This is a genomic window from Streptomyces sp. NPDC086519 (genome assembly GCF_040686075.1).
Lineage (GTDB): Bacteria > Actinomycetota > Actinomycetes > Streptomycetales > Streptomycetaceae > Streptomyces > Streptomyces shenzhenensis.
Genome location: NZ_JBFBJL010000013.1, coordinates 56,828 through 70,323, shown reverse-complemented (window position 1 = coordinate 70,323; position 13,496 = coordinate 56,828). Strand labels below are relative to the sequence as shown.

At 71.7% G+C, this 13,496-nt stretch carries 14 protein-coding genes; 5 read left to right on the top strand and 9 right to left on the bottom strand.

Annotated elements, in window-relative coordinates; all coding sequences use genetic code 11:
- Nucleotides 1-274: 274 nt before the first annotated feature.
- Nucleotides 275-1,099 (bottom strand): purine-nucleoside phosphorylase, encoded by an 825-nt coding sequence (locus AB0P24_RS14750; RefSeq protein ID WP_365793828.1) that lies wholly within the window; start codon nucleotides 1,097-1,099, stop codon nucleotides 275-277.
- Nucleotides 1,100-1,235: 136 nt separating this feature from the next.
- Complete coding sequence (locus AB0P24_RS14745; RefSeq protein ID WP_365793826.1) at nucleotides 1,236-1,676, bottom strand: gamma-glutamylcyclotransferase; 441 nt, start codon at nucleotides 1,674-1,676, stop codon at nucleotides 1,236-1,238.
- A gap of 96 nt (nucleotides 1,677-1,772) precedes the next feature.
- On the opposite strand from AB0P24_RS14745, the gene AB0P24_RS14740 reads away from it, so the two are divergent.
- Together AB0P24_RS14740 and AB0P24_RS14735 are read left to right on the top strand one after the other, a co-directional pair.
- Nucleotides 1,773-3,221, top strand: a complete 1,449-nt coding sequence (locus tag AB0P24_RS14740; RefSeq protein WP_365793824.1) for an NAD(P)H-quinone dehydrogenase — start codon at nucleotides 1,773-1,775, stop codon at nucleotides 3,219-3,221.
- 181 nt (nucleotides 3,222-3,402) lie between these two features.
- Nucleotides 3,403-4,344, top strand: a complete 942-nt coding sequence (locus tag AB0P24_RS14735; RefSeq protein ID WP_365794018.1) for a DeoR/GlpR family DNA-binding transcription regulator — start codon at nucleotides 3,403-3,405, stop codon at nucleotides 4,342-4,344.
- An 81-nt stretch (nucleotides 4,345-4,425) separates the two neighbouring features.
- Here AB0P24_RS14735 and AB0P24_RS14730 read toward each other — a convergent pair whose 3' ends face one another.
- Together AB0P24_RS14730 and AB0P24_RS14725 are read right to left on the bottom strand one after the other, a co-directional pair.
- Nucleotides 4,426-4,965: a helix-turn-helix domain-containing protein gene (locus AB0P24_RS14730; protein ID WP_365793822.1), complete on the bottom strand. Its 540-nt coding sequence runs from the start codon at nucleotides 4,963-4,965 to the stop codon at nucleotides 4,426-4,428.
- Between the two features lie 70 nt (nucleotides 4,966-5,035).
- Nucleotides 5,036-6,808, bottom strand: coding sequence for a biotin carboxylase N-terminal domain-containing protein (locus AB0P24_RS14725; RefSeq protein WP_365793820.1), 1,773 nt, complete (start codon nucleotides 6,806-6,808; stop codon nucleotides 5,036-5,038).
- A gap of 427 nt (nucleotides 6,809-7,235) precedes the next feature.
- Here AB0P24_RS14725 and AB0P24_RS14720 point away from each other — a divergent pair, with 427 nt between their 5' ends.
- A complete protein-coding gene (locus AB0P24_RS14720; protein WP_365793818.1) occupies nucleotides 7,236-7,793 on the top strand; it encodes a hypothetical protein in 558 nt (185 codons plus the stop codon).
- Here the strand turns inward: AB0P24_RS14720 and AB0P24_RS14715 are convergent.
- From AB0P24_RS14715 to AB0P24_RS14700, 4 genes are all read right to left on the bottom strand, one after another.
- The gene (locus tag AB0P24_RS14715; protein WP_365793816.1) at nucleotides 7,765-8,367 is read right to left on the bottom strand and encodes a nucleoside triphosphate pyrophosphatase; all 603 of its coding nucleotides are present in this window, start codon (nucleotides 8,365-8,367) and stop codon (nucleotides 7,765-7,767) included. The two genes, AB0P24_RS14720 and AB0P24_RS14715, sit on opposite strands and share 29 nt — an antisense overlap.
- 37 nt (nucleotides 8,368-8,404) lie before the next feature.
- On the bottom strand, nucleotides 8,405-8,533 hold the full coding sequence (locus tag AB0P24_RS14710; protein ID WP_362595034.1) for a hypothetical protein: 129 nt from the start codon (nucleotides 8,531-8,533) through the stop codon (nucleotides 8,405-8,407).
- 136 nt (nucleotides 8,534-8,669) lie between these two features.
- Complete coding sequence (locus AB0P24_RS14705) at nucleotides 8,670-8,879, bottom strand: acyl-CoA carboxylase epsilon subunit (protein ID WP_365793814.1); 210 nt, start codon at nucleotides 8,877-8,879, stop codon at nucleotides 8,670-8,672.
- A gap of 9 nt (nucleotides 8,880-8,888) precedes the next feature.
- Complete coding sequence (locus tag AB0P24_RS14700) at nucleotides 8,889-10,481, bottom strand: acyl-CoA carboxylase subunit beta (protein ID WP_365793812.1); 1,593 nt, start codon at nucleotides 10,479-10,481, stop codon at nucleotides 8,889-8,891.
- 110 nt (nucleotides 10,482-10,591) lie between these two features.
- Here AB0P24_RS14700 and AB0P24_RS14695 point away from each other — a divergent pair, with 110 nt between their 5' ends.
- Together AB0P24_RS14695 and AB0P24_RS14690 are read left to right on the top strand one after the other, a co-directional pair.
- Nucleotides 10,592-11,467, top strand: coding sequence for a biotin--[acetyl-CoA-carboxylase] ligase (locus AB0P24_RS14695; RefSeq protein ID WP_365793810.1), 876 nt, complete (start codon nucleotides 10,592-10,594; stop codon nucleotides 11,465-11,467).
- A gap of 359 nt (nucleotides 11,468-11,826) precedes the next feature.
- Nucleotides 11,827-12,933, top strand: a complete 1,107-nt coding sequence (locus AB0P24_RS14690; protein WP_181802452.1) for an adenylate/guanylate cyclase domain-containing protein — start codon at nucleotides 11,827-11,829, stop codon at nucleotides 12,931-12,933.
- Here the strand turns inward: AB0P24_RS14690 and AB0P24_RS14685 are convergent.
- Complete coding sequence (locus AB0P24_RS14685) at nucleotides 12,908-13,471, bottom strand: hypothetical protein (RefSeq protein WP_365793808.1); 564 nt, start codon at nucleotides 13,469-13,471, stop codon at nucleotides 12,908-12,910. The two genes, AB0P24_RS14690 and AB0P24_RS14685, sit on opposite strands and share 26 nt — an antisense overlap.
- Nucleotides 13,472-13,496 lie beyond the last annotated feature (25 nt).

Sequence of the window (13,496 nt, the reverse complement as noted above, 5' to 3'; positions counted from 1 at the left end):
ACGGGCGGTGGGTGGGTCGGGGCCGGGGCGCGGAGTCCCCGTCCTCGGGTCGGCGGTGCTGTCTTCTGGGCTGCGCGGGGGGTGGAACGCCGACCGCTGCGGGCGGAAACTCCCCGCCCCGTCCCCTTCCCGCCGTGGGCGGCTCCAGAATCCCATCCCCTTGCGACGGACGCTGGCTTCGGCGCCCCTTCGGGGGCGCGGGGAACTGCGCGACCGGCCACGACGGGCCTGTGGACGCCGTCGGACCGCGGGTGGCACCCCGGATGGCGTCTGTTCAGAGCCTGCCCAGTACCTGCGCCAGCAGTTCGCCCATCCGTGCCGCCGAGTCGCGGCCCGCCTGGAGGACCTCCTCGTGGTTGAGGGGCTCTCCGGTCATGCCCGCGGCGAGGTTCGTCACCAGGGAGATGCCCAGGACCTCGGCGCCCGCCTCGCGCGCGGCGATCGCTTCGAGGACCGTCGACATGCCCACCAGGTCCGCGCCGATCACGCGGGCCATGCGGATCTCGGCCGGTGTCTCGTAGTGCGGGCCGGGGAACTGCGCGTAGACGCCCTCTTCGAGGGTGGGGTCGACCTCCTTGCACAGGGCGCGCAGGCGCGGCGAGTACAGGTCGGTGAGGTCGACGAAGTTGGCGCCGATGATGGGGGAGGTCGCCGTCAGGTTGATGTGGTCGCTGATGAGGACCGGCTGGCCGGGGCGCATGCCCTCGCGCAGGCCGCCGCAGCCGTTGGTGAGGATGATCGTCTTGCAGCCGGCGGCCACGGCGGTGCGGACGCCGTGGGCGACGGCGGCGACGCCTCGGCCCTCGTAGTAGTGCGTGCGGCCCAGGAAGACCAGCGCGCGCTTGTCACCGAAGGCGTACGAGCGGATCGTGCCGCCGTGCCCCGCCACGGCCGGCGGCGGGAAGCCGGGCAGCTCGGTGACCTGGAACTCGGCGTCGGGGGCGCCCAGGGCGTCGACGGCAGGCGCCCAGCCGGAGCCCATCACGAGGGCGACGTCGTGGGTCTCGGCGTCCGTGAGCTCGCGCAGGCGAGCGGCGGCCGCGTCGGCGGCGGCGTGGGGGTCGCCCTGGATGTCGTCCGGAAGAAGAGATGCGTTCACGCGGATGAGAGTAGCCGGTCTGGGCCTACGCGCGTAGATGACGGAGCTCATGGGATTGCGATCGTTGTCTTGTCGTTTCCGATGAGCGGTGTGACGCAGGTTGCTTTGTGTCGGCTGTGAGGGGTCTGTGCCGGTCTCAGCAGGGCCGCTTGCGCAGCTCCATCACGTAATCGTGCGGTGCGCCCGCCGACTCCGCCGCGTCGGCGATCTCGCCGAGGTACCGGGCGGAGGGCAAACCGCCCTCGTAGCCGTCGAGGACGTAGAGCCAGGCGTTCTCCTCGCCCTCCAGGGTGTGCACGCGGACCCGGGCGCGGCGGTAGATGCCCATGCCGACGCCCTCCCAGCGGTCCAAGGCCTCCTCGTCCATCGGGGCGATGTCGTACAGGCCGACGAAGACCTGGGAGAGGGGGTCCTCGACGATCGTCGCCAGGGCGCCCTCCCAGCCGATCTGCTCACCGCCGAAGGTCAGCCGCCATCCGTTCAGCCAGCCGGTGGCGCGCAGGGGCGAGTGCGGAGCGCGGCGGGACATCAGCCGTGCGTCGAGATTGCCGGCGTACGCGGCGTAGAGCGACGACATGGACAGAGGGTACGGCAGCCGTCCCGTGTGTCACTCGCGTCCCCGGGAGCACCGGGCGCCGCCCCCGGGCAGTGGCACCTTCAGGCGTTTGGGACAATGGAGTACGTGACTCGGATCGTGATCATCGGTGGCGGACCCGGCGGCTATGAAGCGGCGCTGGTGGCCGCGCAGCTCGGCGCGGAGGTGACCGTCGTCGACTGCGACGGTCTGGGCGGAGCGTCGGTACTGACCGACTGCGTGCCGTCGAAGACTCTTATCGCTACGGCCGAGGTCATGACGACCTTTGACTCGTCGTACGAGGAGCTGGGGATCATCGTCGCCGACGACACCCCGCCCCTGGAGCGGGCCGCCCGGGTGGTGGGGGTCGATCTGGGGAAGGTCAACCGGCGTGTGAAGCGGCTCGCGCTGGCCCAGTCGCATGACATCACCGCCTCGGTGACGCGGGCCGGTGCGCGGGTCATGCGGGGGCGCGGGCGGCTGGAGGGCATGCAGGCTCTGGACGGGTCGCGGAAGGTCGTCGTCGCGGCCGCGGACGGCAGTGAGGAGACCCTCACGGCGGATGCGGTGCTGATCGCCACCGGTGGTCATCCTCGGGAGGTGCCGGACGCGCAGCCGGACGGCGAGCGCATCCTGAACTGGACCCAGGTCTACGACCTCACCGAGCTCCCGGAGGAGCTCATCGTGGTCGGGTCGGGTGTGACCGGTGCCGAGTTCGCGGGCGCCTACCAGGCGCTGGGGTCGAGGGTCACGCTGGTCTCGTCGCGGGACCGTGTGCTGCCGGGTGAGGACCCGGACGCCGCCGCCGTCCTGGAGGACGTCTTCCGCCGCCGGGGCATGAACGTCATGGCGCGGTCGCGGGCGGCCGCCGCCAAGCGGGTCGGGGACCGGGTCGAGGTGACGCTCGCGGACGGCCGGGTCATCAGCGGATCGCACTGTCTGATGGCCGTCGGCGCGATCCCGAACAGCGCGGGTATGGGACTGGAGGAGGCCGGCGTCAAGCTGCGCGACTCCGGGCACATCTGGACCGACAAGGTGTCGCGGACGACGGCTCCGGGCGTGTACGCCGCCGGTGACGTGACCGGTGTCTTCGCGCTGGCGTCGGTGGCCGCCATGCAGGGGCGTATCGCGATGTACCACTTCCTGGGCGACGCGGTGGCTCCGCTGAACCTGAAGACCGTGTCGTCGAACGTCTTCACCGACCCGGAGATCGCGACGGTGGGGTACACGCAGGCGGACGTGGATGCCGGGAAGATCGACGCCCGGGTGGTGAAGCTGCCGCTGCTGCGCAACCCGCGAGCGAAGATGCAGGGCATCCGGGACGGTTTCGTGAAGATGTTCTGCCGGCCGGGGACCGGGATCGTGGTGGGCGGTGTGGTGGTCGCGCCGCGGGCCTCGGAGCTGATCCATCCGATCTCGATCGCGGTCGACAACAATCTGACGGTCGAACAGATCGCGAACGCGTTCACCGTGTATCCCTCCCTTTCGGGGTCGATCGCGGAGGTGGCGCGGCAGCTGCACACGCGGAAGACCGGCAGCGAACTCTGACGGCCGGAACCGACTCCCCGCTGGTCACGGGGAGTTGTCGACCACGCGGTCGGGCAGGGTGAGTCCTATACCACTTCTGCACCTGCTGTGCGAACAACTTCTGCTATTCGGCGCAAACTGCTGAAAGCAGACGGTCGTTGGGGTTACTGTCAGTTTCGTGTTCGCTGCAGAACGTCGCCAATTGATCCTCGAAATGGTGCGAGCGAACGGGGCCGTGTCGCTCCGTGAGCTCGCCCGCGTCGTCCAGACCTCAGAAGTGACCGTACGGCGGGACGTGCGCGCACTGGAGGCAGAAGGACTCCTCGACCGCCGGCACGGCGGTGCGGTACTGCCGGGCGGGTTCACGCGGGAGTCCGGCTTTCCGCAGAAATCTCATCTCGCGACCGCCGAGAAGACGGCCATCGCCGATCTCGCCGCGGGCCTCGTCGAAGAAGGCGAGGCCATCGTGGTCGGTGCGGGTACCACCACGCAGGAGCTCGCGCGCCGGCTGGCGAGAGTGCCCGGCCTGACCGTCGTCACCAACTCACTGCTGGTGGCACAGGCGTTGGCCCATGCCAACCGGGTCGAGGTCGTGATGACCGGCGGTACCCTGCGGGGCTCCAACTACGCGCTCGTCGGCTCCGGCGCGGAGCAGTCCCTCCAGGGGCTGCGCGTGTCGAAGGCCTTCCTGTCCGGGAGCGGCCTGACGGCCGAGCGGGGGCTGTCCACGTCCAACATGCTGTCGGCGTCCGTCGACCGGGCGCTGGTGCAGGCCGCCGCGGAGGTCGTGATCCTCGCCGACCACACCAAGCTCGGCACGGACACGATGTTCCAGACCGTGCCGACCGATCTCATCGCCCGGCTGGTCACGGACGAGCCGCCGGGCCACGACGACCGTGCGCTCACCGAACTGCAGGCCCTTGCCGATCAGGGGGTGCAGATCGCCGTGGCCGGGGCGTCGGGAAACCCGGGGGGTGATCAGGTCCCGGCGCGACAGCAGCATCAACAGCGTCGGGACGTCGCCCTGCCGGGGCCGCGGCGGAGTCAGGGGCCGGGGGCGGGGTTGCGGTCGGCGTCGATGCTGGGGGCGGAGCCGCCGACCGGGGCCGAGCGGGGGCGGGTCGCTGACATGCGGCGCCGGTGAGGGGGCCGAGTGCCGGGGCGCCGTGGGGTGCGTGTGATGGGTGGGTGCGGGTGGTACGTGGTTGCTCGCGCCCCTGGGGGGTCAGTGTTTCAGTCCGTTCAGAGTCAGGCTCAGCAAGCGGTCCGCCAAGGTCGGGTCTTCCGGTGACTCCTCCGCTGCCAGGGCGATGGCGTGGGTGAGTCGGAGCAGGTCGGTGATCTGTACGTCGGCCCGTACCGTGCCGGCTTTCTGAGCTCGGGTCAGCAGGGTCGTGCCCGCCTCCCGCATCGGGGTGCCGCAGCGGGACAGGGCGGATGCCGGTGAGGCCGACATCAGGGCCTTCGACAGGCCCCGGTACGTCGCCGCGTGGGTGACCACCTCGTGGAGCCAGGTCAGCAGGGCCTCGCACGGGTCGGGGGCGGTCCGCAGCTCGCGGGCCCTGGCCAGGAGTTCGTTCACCGCGTCCTCGAAGACCGCGCTCATCAGGGCGTGCCGGTTCGGGAAGTGGCGGTAGAGGGTGCCGATGCCCACTCCCGCCCGGCGGGCCACGTCCTCCAGAGAGGCGTCCGTGCCGTGCTCGGCGAAGACCGCGCGGGCCTCGGCGAGCAGCCGGTCGTGGTTGCGGCGGGCGTCGGCGCGCATGGGCCGTTCCAGAAAGTCGGGTGCCCGGCGAACGGGTGACGTTCGCCGGGCGGTGTCGTCCGGGGTGGGGTCAGTCCTTGATCTCGCAGATCACGGCGCCGGAGGTGAGGGACGCGCCGACCTCGGCGGCGAGGCCCTTGACGGTGCCGGTCTTGTGGGCGTTGAGGGGCTGCTCCATCTTCATCGCTTCGAGTACGACGATCAGGTCGCCCTCCTTGACCTCCTGGCCCTCCTCGACCGCGACCTTGACGATCGTGCCCTGCATGGGCGAGGCGAGGGTGTCACCGGAGGCGACCGGGCCGGACTTCTTGGCGGCGCGGCGCTTGGGCTTGGCGCCGGCGGCGAGGCCGGTGCGGGCCAGGGTCATGCCCAGGGAGGCGGGCAGGGAGACCTCAAGGCGCTTGCCGCCGACCTCGACGACGACGGTCTCGCGGCCGGCGTCCTCGTCGGCGTCCGCGTCGGCGGGGGCGGCGAAGGGCTTGATCTCGTTGACGAACTCGGTCTCGATCCAGCGGGTGTGGACCGTGAAGGGGTCCTCGGAGCCGGTGAGCTCGGGCGCGAAGGCCGGGTCACGGACGACGACGCGGTGGAAGGGGACGGCCGTGGCCATGCCCTCGACCTGGAACTCGTCCAGAGCGCGGGCGGCCCGTTGCAGGGCCTCGGCGCGGGTGCGGCCGGTGACGATCAGCTTGGCGAGCAGGGAGTCCCAGGCCGGGCCGATGACGCTGCCGGCCTCGACACCGGCGTCCAGGCGGACACCGGGGCCGGAGGGGGCGTCGAAGCGGGTGACCGTGCCGGGGGCGGGCAGGAAGTTGCGGCCCGGGTCCTCGCCGTTGATGCGGAACTCGAAGGAATGGCCGCGCAGCTCCGGGTCGTCGTAGCCGAGCGCCTCGCCGTCGGCGATCCGGAACATCTCGCGGACCAGGTCGATGCCGGCGACCTCCTCGGTGACCGGGTGCTCGACCTGGAGGCGGGTGTTGACCTCCAGGAAGGAGATCGTGCCGTCCTGGCCGACCAGGAACTCACAGGTGCCCGCGCCGACGTAGCCGGCCTCCTTGAGGATGGCCTTGGAAGCGCGGTACAGCTCGGCGACCTGGGCGTCGGAGAGGAACGGCGCGGGCGCCTCCTCGACCAGCTTCTGGTGGCGGCGCTGGAGCGAGCAGTCACGGGTGGAGACGACCACCACGTTGCCGTGGGTGTCGGCCAGGCACTGGGTCTCCACGTGCCGGGGGCGGTCCAGGTAGCGCTCCACGAAGCACTCGCCGCGGCCGAAGGCCGCCACCGCCTCACGGACGGCGGAGTCGTACAGCTCGGGGACCTCTTCGAGGGTGCGGGCGACCTTCAGGCCGCGCCCGCCGCCGCCGAAGGCCGCCTTGATGGCGATCGGCAGGCCGTGCTGCTCGGCGAACGCCACGACCTCGTCCGCCCCGGAGACCGGGTCGGGGGTGCCGGCCACCAGCGGGGCACCGGCGCGCTGCGCGATGTGCCGGGCCGCCACCTTGTCGCCCAGGTCGCGGATCGCCTGCGGCGGCGGGCCGATCCAGGTCAGGCCCGCGTCCAGGACCGCCTGCGCGAACTCCGCGTTCTCGGAGAGGAAGCCGTAGCCCGGATGGACGGCGTCCGCGCCGGCTTCGCGCGCCGCGTTCAGGACCTTCTGGATGTCCAGGTAGCTGGTGGCCGGGGTGTCACCGCCCAGGGCGAACGCCTCATCCGCGGCGCGGACATGCAGAGCGTCCCGGTCCGGGTCCGCGTAGACGGCCACGCTCGCGATCCCGGCGTCCCGGCAGGCCCGGGCCACGCGGACAGCGATTTCGCCACGGTTGGCGATGAGCACCTTGCGCACGATTGAGGCTCCCTCCTTGAAACAAGCCGAGTTTAGGGACTGCCGACACGGCACTTCGACCCGTCCCCACTGGTGACCTTGCCCACACGGAACGTGATGCGAGGCTCACCCGACCCGCGAAATCCCATGTCGCACCTCGGTACGCAGGACTCCTTCGGGAAACCCTAGCCCTGTCATGTGGCCAAGGTCTCTGTGAGAGCGTGCCGCGCCCCACTCCGTTTCTTTGTTGAGTCCCTACGAATGGCCCAACGATTCTTTGCTGCCGACCGGCCCCTTGTCCCGCGGTTTACCCGTTAGTAGCGTTCGCGATGCCGAAGACGGCGCCGCGGCCCGAAGGACCTCCTTGAGACGTGTGCCGGGCGGTGTACGGGCGTCCTTCAAGTAACACCGGCTCGGTCGGGCCGTGATCGAAAGTGGGTGGGGACCGGTGGTACGCAGACCGGTGGCGTGGATCGTGGCGGTCATACTCTTCGCCGAGGCGTTCGGCATCGCGGCACTCAATTGGTTCATGGGAGTGGTCGTCGACCACCAGGACATGTCCCTGGCCGGCCTCGACCCGGACCGGATGTCGATGTCCGCGAAGGCCGGCGCCGTGGTCTTCGGTCTCTACTTCGCGCTGTGCGGCCTGGTGGCCCTGCTGGTCGCCGTACGCGACCGGCAGCCCGCCGGCTTCGGCCGCGTGCTGCTGATCAGTGTCGCGGTCGTGCACGCCCTCCTGGGCGCCGTGTCGTGGGGGCTGGTCGGGTGGAGGGCGTTCCTGTTCATGATGGTCGTCCTCGCGCTCGTCGTACTGCTGCTGATGACGTACGACCGGGTGGACGGGGCGGGTGACGCCGCTGCGGAGACCGCCGGCGGGGGCGAGGGCGGTTCCGGCCCCGAGCGCGCCCCGGAGCCGGAATCGGAACCGGAGCAGGAACCGGAGCCGGTGAAGAACGACACGCCGCCCGCGGGACGGCTCACTCCGCCGGCGTCCACAACTCCGTGATCCCGACACCGAGCTCCGCCAGCAGCCGGCGGACCAGGGGCAGGCTGATGCCGATCACGTTGCCGTGGTCGCCGTCGATGCCTTCGATGAACGGTGCGCTGCGGCCGTCCAGGGTGAACGCTCCGGCCACGTAGAGGGGTTCGCCCGAGGCCACGTACGCGGCGATCTCCTGGTCGGTGGGCTCGCCGAACCGGACGACCGTGGACGCGGTCGCCGACGCCCAGCGCTTGCTCGCCGTGTCCCAGACGCAGTGCCCGGTCTGGAGGGTGCCGGCCCGGCCGCGCATCGACTTCCAGCGGGCGGTGGCCTCCTCGGCGTCCGCGGGCTTGCCGAGGGGCTCGCCGTCGAGGTCCAGCACCGAGTCGCAGCCGATGACGATGGCGCCCTGCACGTCGGGGCGGGCGGCGACGACGGACGCCTTCGCCTCCGCGAGGGCGAGGGCCAGGTCGGCCGGGGTGGGGGCGGTGACGGCGTCCTCGTCGACGCCGCTGACGATCACCTCGGGGGCGAGGCCCGCCTGCCGCAGGAGGTTCAGCCGGGCGGGGGACTGGGAGGCGAGGACGAGTCTGCGCATGGGGGCAGCGTATCGGTGGGGGCCGACAGGGGTCCGCTCACCTCACGCCGAGCACGATCATCAGCACGATCATGACCAGAGCCAGGAAGACGCCGAGCCGCCGGAGGGTGTTCTGCATGTCCTGCAGGTCCTTCGGCGGCTCGTCTTCGGGGTCCGACCACAGCATGTCACCAGCGTGGGGCCTGGCCGGGGTGGGGCGCCTGAGTAGGGGTACTCAATTCGGCGCCCTTTGCTGTCCTTCTGCGCGCCCACGCGGCGGAGCCGCATATCGACACAGCCCCGCGCCCCTGGGTCTGTTGCTCCTAGGCCGGCCAGTAAGTACGGCTCCATGCGCTTGCGCCCGGGTTCGGGACGCGGTGCTGGGCGATGCGGCTCGGGTCGGACCACGCGCTCGTCGGTTGCGGGGCGTCGGACGGCGCTGCCGCCAGGGCCGCGGCGCGGGCCCTCACGACCGCCAGGGCGGCGGCCAGTTCCTCCGGGGTCGGGTTGCCCCGTATGACCTTGATCGTCACAGCGGCTCCTTACAGGGGGATGTTGCCGTGCTTCTTCGGAGGCAGGGTCTCGCGCTTGGTACGGAGCTGGCGCAGGCCCCGTACGACGTGGCGCCGGGTGTCCGACGGCATGATCACGGCGTCGATGTAGCCGCGTTCGGCCGCCGTGTAGGGGTTGAGGAGGGTGTCCTCGTACTCCCGGATGAGCTGCGCCCGGGTGGCCTCACCGTTTCCTGAGCCCTCCGCCTCGGCGATGGTGCGGCGGTGCAGGATGTTGACGGCGCCCTGGGCGCCCATGACGGCGATCTGGGCGGTGGGCCAGGCGAGGTTGAGGTCGGCGCCCAGGTGCTTGGAGCCCATGACGTCGTAGGCGCCGCCGAAGGCCTTGCGGGTGATGACGGTGATGAGGGGGACGGTGGCCTCGGCGTAGGCGTAGATCAGCTTGGCGCCGCGGCGGATGATGCCGTCGTGCTCCTGGCCGACGCCGGGCAGGAAGCCGGGGACGTCGACGAAGGTGATGACCGGGACGTTGAAGGCGTCGCAGGTGCGGACGAAGCGGGAGGCCTTCTCGCTCGCCTTGATGTCGAGGCAGCCGGCGAACTGCATGGGCTGGTTGGCGACGATGCCGACCGGGTGGCCCTCCACGCGGCCGAAGCCGGTGACGATGTTCGGCGCGAACAGGGCCTGCGTCTCGAAGAACTCACCGTCGTCGAGGATGTGTTCGATCACCGTGTGGATGTCGTACGGCTGGTTCGCGCTGTCCGGGACCAGGGTGTCCAGCTCGCGGTCCTCGTCGGTGACGGCGAGGTCGGCGTCCTCGGCGAAGACCGGGGGCTCGGAGAGGTTGTTGGACGGCAGGTACGACAGCAGCTGCTTGATGTACTCGATGGCGTCCTTCTCGTCGCCGGCCATGTGGTGCGCCACGCCGGAGACGGAGTTGTGGGTCCGGGCGCCGCCCAGCTCCTCGAAGCCGACGTCCTCGCCGGTGACCGTCTTGATGACGTCCGGGCCGGTGATGAACATGTGGGACGTCTGGTCGACCATGACCGTGAAGTCGGTGATGGCCGGGGAGTAGACCGCGCCGCCCGCGCAGGGGCCGACGACGAGCGAGATCTGCGGGATCACGCCGCTCGCGTGGGTGTTGCGGCGGAAGATCTCGCCGTACGCGCCGAGGGAGGCGACGCCCTCCTGGATCCTGGCCCCGCCGGAGTCGTTGATGCCGATGACCGGGCAGCCGGTCTTCAGGGCGAAGTCCATGACCTTCACGATCTTCTGGCCGTAGACCTCGCCGAGGGCGCCGCCGAAGACGGTGAAGTCCTGCGAGAAGACGGCGACGGGCCGGCCGTCGACGGTTCCGTACCCGGTGACGACGCCGTCCCCGTAGGGCCGGTTCTTCTCCAGGCCGAAGTTGGTGGACCGGTGCCGGGCGAACTCGTCCAGCTCGATGAAGGAGCCCTCGTCGAGAAGCAGCTCGATCCGCTCACGGGCCGTCAGCTTGCCCTTGGCGTGCTGCTTTTCGACGGCGCGCTCCGAACCGGCGTGTGTCGCTTCGTGGACACGGCGCTGGAGATCCGCGAGCTTCCCCGCGGTCGTGTGAATGTCGATCTCTTCCGGCTCGGACATCGGGATGCGGCTCCCTGCCTGCTCAAAAGGGGGGACGGTTACTCATCCGTAGCGTAGTGGGGCACCTACCAAACGGCAGTGCGGCGTACAACACACCTAGGGTGGCTTGCATGACGCCGCGAGATGCAGCAGATGAGAACAACAATCGTTGGTCCGACCTGGACCGTCCACCGCTGAACGGGGCGGGGTTGCGCAGGGCCCTGGTGCGGGACGGCGGCCACGGGGGCCTGTACTGCGACATCGAGGTCGTGGGGCGCGCCGGCTCCACCAATTCCGACCTCGTGGCGCGGGCCGTCGCGGGGGACGCCGACGAGGGCGCGGTGCTGGTCGCCGAGGAGCAGACGGCGGGGCGGGGCCGGCTGGACCGGCAGTGGACGGCGCCGGCGCGCTCGGGGCTGTTCTTCTCGGTGCTGCTGAAGCCGGCCGAGGTACCGGTGGCCCGGTGGGGCTGGCTGCCGCTGCTCGCGGGGGTGGCGGTGGCGACGGGGCTGGCGCGTTCGGCGGGCGTCGACACGGCGCTCAAGTGGCCGAACGACCTCCTTGTCACCGTCGGTGACGAGGAGCGCAAGGCCGGGGGCATTCTCGCGGAGCGGGCCGGCGAGGACGGGGTGGTGGTCGGCGTCGGCATCAACGTCACGCTCCGTGCGGCGGAGCTCCCGGTGCCGCAGGCCGGGTCGCTGGCGCTGGCCGGAGCCGTCAGCACGGACCGGGAGACCCTGCTGAGGGCGGTTCTGCGGTCCCTGGAGGACTGGTACGGGCGCTGGCGCGCGGCGGGCGGCGATCCGGGCGAGAGCGGCCTCCAGGAGGCGTACGCGGCCGGGTGCGCGACGCTGGGGCGGTCGGTGCGGGCGGAACTGCCCGGGGACCGCTCGCTGGTCGGTGAGGCGGTGGCGATCGACGGCGACGGGAGACTGGTGATCGCCACGAAGGAGGGGGTCCAGGAGCCGGTGGGGGCGGGGGACATCGTCCATCTGCGCCCTGCGTGAGAGGGCGTGCGGGTGCGGTGGGCCTGGGGCCGCGGGGTTGGGGACGCTTACCGGCGCTGGCAGGGTGCCGCCCGCGCCCACCCGTGCCGCCCCAGCGGCACGACTGCCCGCGGCTGAGGCGCCCTGAAGGGGCGCGGGGAACTGCGCGAGCAGCCCCCACCGGCCCGCGGTCGGGGACGGACCTGGTACGTGGGGGTCTGGGGGCGGCGGCCCCCAGGTGGACGCCCGCCCACGCCCCGGCCCCCTGATCGCCCCGCACTGCTGAGGTCGGCCCACCTCACGAAGTGAGCTACCGCACAGCTGCCGTAGAGTTGAGGCCGGTCGGTATGCGACCGCGGTAGATCGGAAGGGCAGCAGGCGTGACCGTCGACGACACCGGCTCCGGCGCGGGCGCGGACGCCGCCGACTCCGGCGAGGACCCCCTCGCGCTGCGTCTGGAAGGCCTGATCCTCGGGGCCGAGCGCCGCTACACCCCGTTCCAGGCGGCCCGCAGCGCCGGCGTCTCCATGGAGTTGGCGTCGCGGTTCTGGCGTGCCATGGGCTTCGCCGACATCGGGCAGGCCAGGGCGCTGACGGAGGCCGACGTGCTGGCCCTGCGCCGGCTCGCCGGCCTCGTCGAGGCGGGGCTGCTCAGCGAGGCCATGGCCGTGCAGGTGGCGCGGTCGACGGGGCAGACCACCGCCCGTCTGGCCGAGTGGCAGATGGATTCCTTCCTGGAGGGCCTGACCGAGCCGCCCGAGCCGGGGATGACCCGCACCGAGGTCACGTACCCGATCGTCGAGCTGCTCCTGCCCGAGCTGGAGGAGTTCCTCGTCTACGTCTGGCGCCGCCAGCTCGCCGCCTCGGCCGGCCGGGTCGTGCAGGCCACCGACGACGAGGAGATGGTCGACCGCCGCCTCGCCGTCGGCTTCGCCGACCTCGTCGGGTTCACCCGGCTGACCCGGCGGATGGAGGAGGAGGAACTCGGCGAGCTGGTCGAGGCCTTCGAGACCACCGCCGCCGACCTGGTGGCGGCCCGCGGCGGCCGGCTCATCAAGACCCTCGGCGACGAGGTCCTGTACGTCGCCGACGACGCCGGTACCGCCGCCGACATCGCGCTGCGCCTGGTCGAGACCATGGCGAACGACGAGACGATGCCGGAGCTGCGGGTCGGCATGGCCTTCGGCACGGTCACCACCCGAATGGGCGATGTCTTCGGTACGACCGTGAACCTCGCCTCCCGCCTCACGTCGATAGCCCCGCGCGACGCCGTGCTCGTCGACAGCGCGTTCGCGGAGGAGCTGATCCGGGTGGGCGAGGCACCGGCCTCGGAGGCGGCCGCCGCGGAGGCGGCGGCGACCGCCGAGAAGGAGGGCGAGGAGCCCCCGACGTACCGCTTCGCGCTCCAGCCGATGTGGCAGCGGCCGGTGCGTGGCCTGGGTGTCGTGGAGCCCTGGCTGCTCACCCGCCGGGACGGGGAGCCTTAGCGGCCGGCGGGCCCACACACAGTCCGACGACCGGCAGGCAGACCCCGCTGCCCGGCTGATGCGCGCCCGGTGCCGGGGTCGGGGTGGGCGTCGGTGCGGGGGCCGTTCGCGGTGGCGGCGAAGTCTCCGTCGGGCGGGTCGGGGTCGTCGGGATGGTGGTCGGGACCGTGCCGGGGCCGGACGGTGCGGTGGGCCGGGCGGACGGTGAGGACGGCGAGGTGGACGCCGTACGGGCGGCGGTGGCCGTCGGTGCCGGGCTCTCGCCGCCCATGACGGTGGCCGCCGAGGGCGTCGCCCTGAGGACCGTACCGACGGTGTCGGTCGCGTGGGCCGAACGGTCCGTGGCGTCCGCGGTCGGGTCGAGGTGGGGCTCCGCCTCCGCGGTGCCGGGCGCGCCTGCTCCACCGCCGTCCGGAGTCAGCTGTACGAGGCTGAGCGCCCCGGCGGCGAGCGCGAGCCCTCCGGCGGCGAACAGCAGCTTGCGGGGCCGGGGCTTGCGGTGCCGTCCCCGGCGGCCGGCGGCCGACGATCCTGTCATGACGTTCCCTCCCCGGTTCCCTTCC

Bases quoted from the DNA above. Each gene is read 5' to 3' on its own strand.
- AB0P24_RS14740 (WP_365793824.1), top strand. From the start codon at position 1,773: ATGGAGTACGTGACTCGGATCGTGATCATCGGTGGCGGACCCGGCGGC.
- AB0P24_RS14745 (WP_365793826.1), bottom strand. From the start codon at position 1,676: ATGTCGTCGCTCTACGCCGCGTACGCCGGCAATCTCGACGCACGGCTG.
- AB0P24_RS14685 (WP_365793808.1), bottom strand. From the start codon at position 13,471: ATGACAGGATCGTCGGCCGCCGGCCGCCGGGGACGGCACCGCAAGCCC.
- AB0P24_RS14715 (WP_365793816.1), bottom strand. From the start codon at position 8,367: ATGCGCAGACTCGTCCTCGCCTCCCAGTCCCCCGCCCGGCTGAACCTC.
- AB0P24_RS14700 (WP_365793812.1), bottom strand. From the start codon at position 10,481: ATGTCCGAGCCGGAAGAGATCGACATTCACACGACCGCGGGGAAGCTC.
- AB0P24_RS14710 (WP_362595034.1), bottom strand. From the start codon at position 8,533: ATGCTGTGGTCGGACCCCGAAGACGAGCCGCCGAAGGACCTGCAGGAC.
- AB0P24_RS14730 (WP_365793822.1), bottom strand. From the start codon at position 4,965: ATGCGCGCCGACGCCCGCCGCAACCACGACCGGCTGCTCGCCGAGGCC.
- AB0P24_RS14695 (WP_365793810.1), top strand. From the start codon at position 10,592: ATGACGCCGCGAGATGCAGCAGATGAGAACAACAATCGTTGGTCCGAC.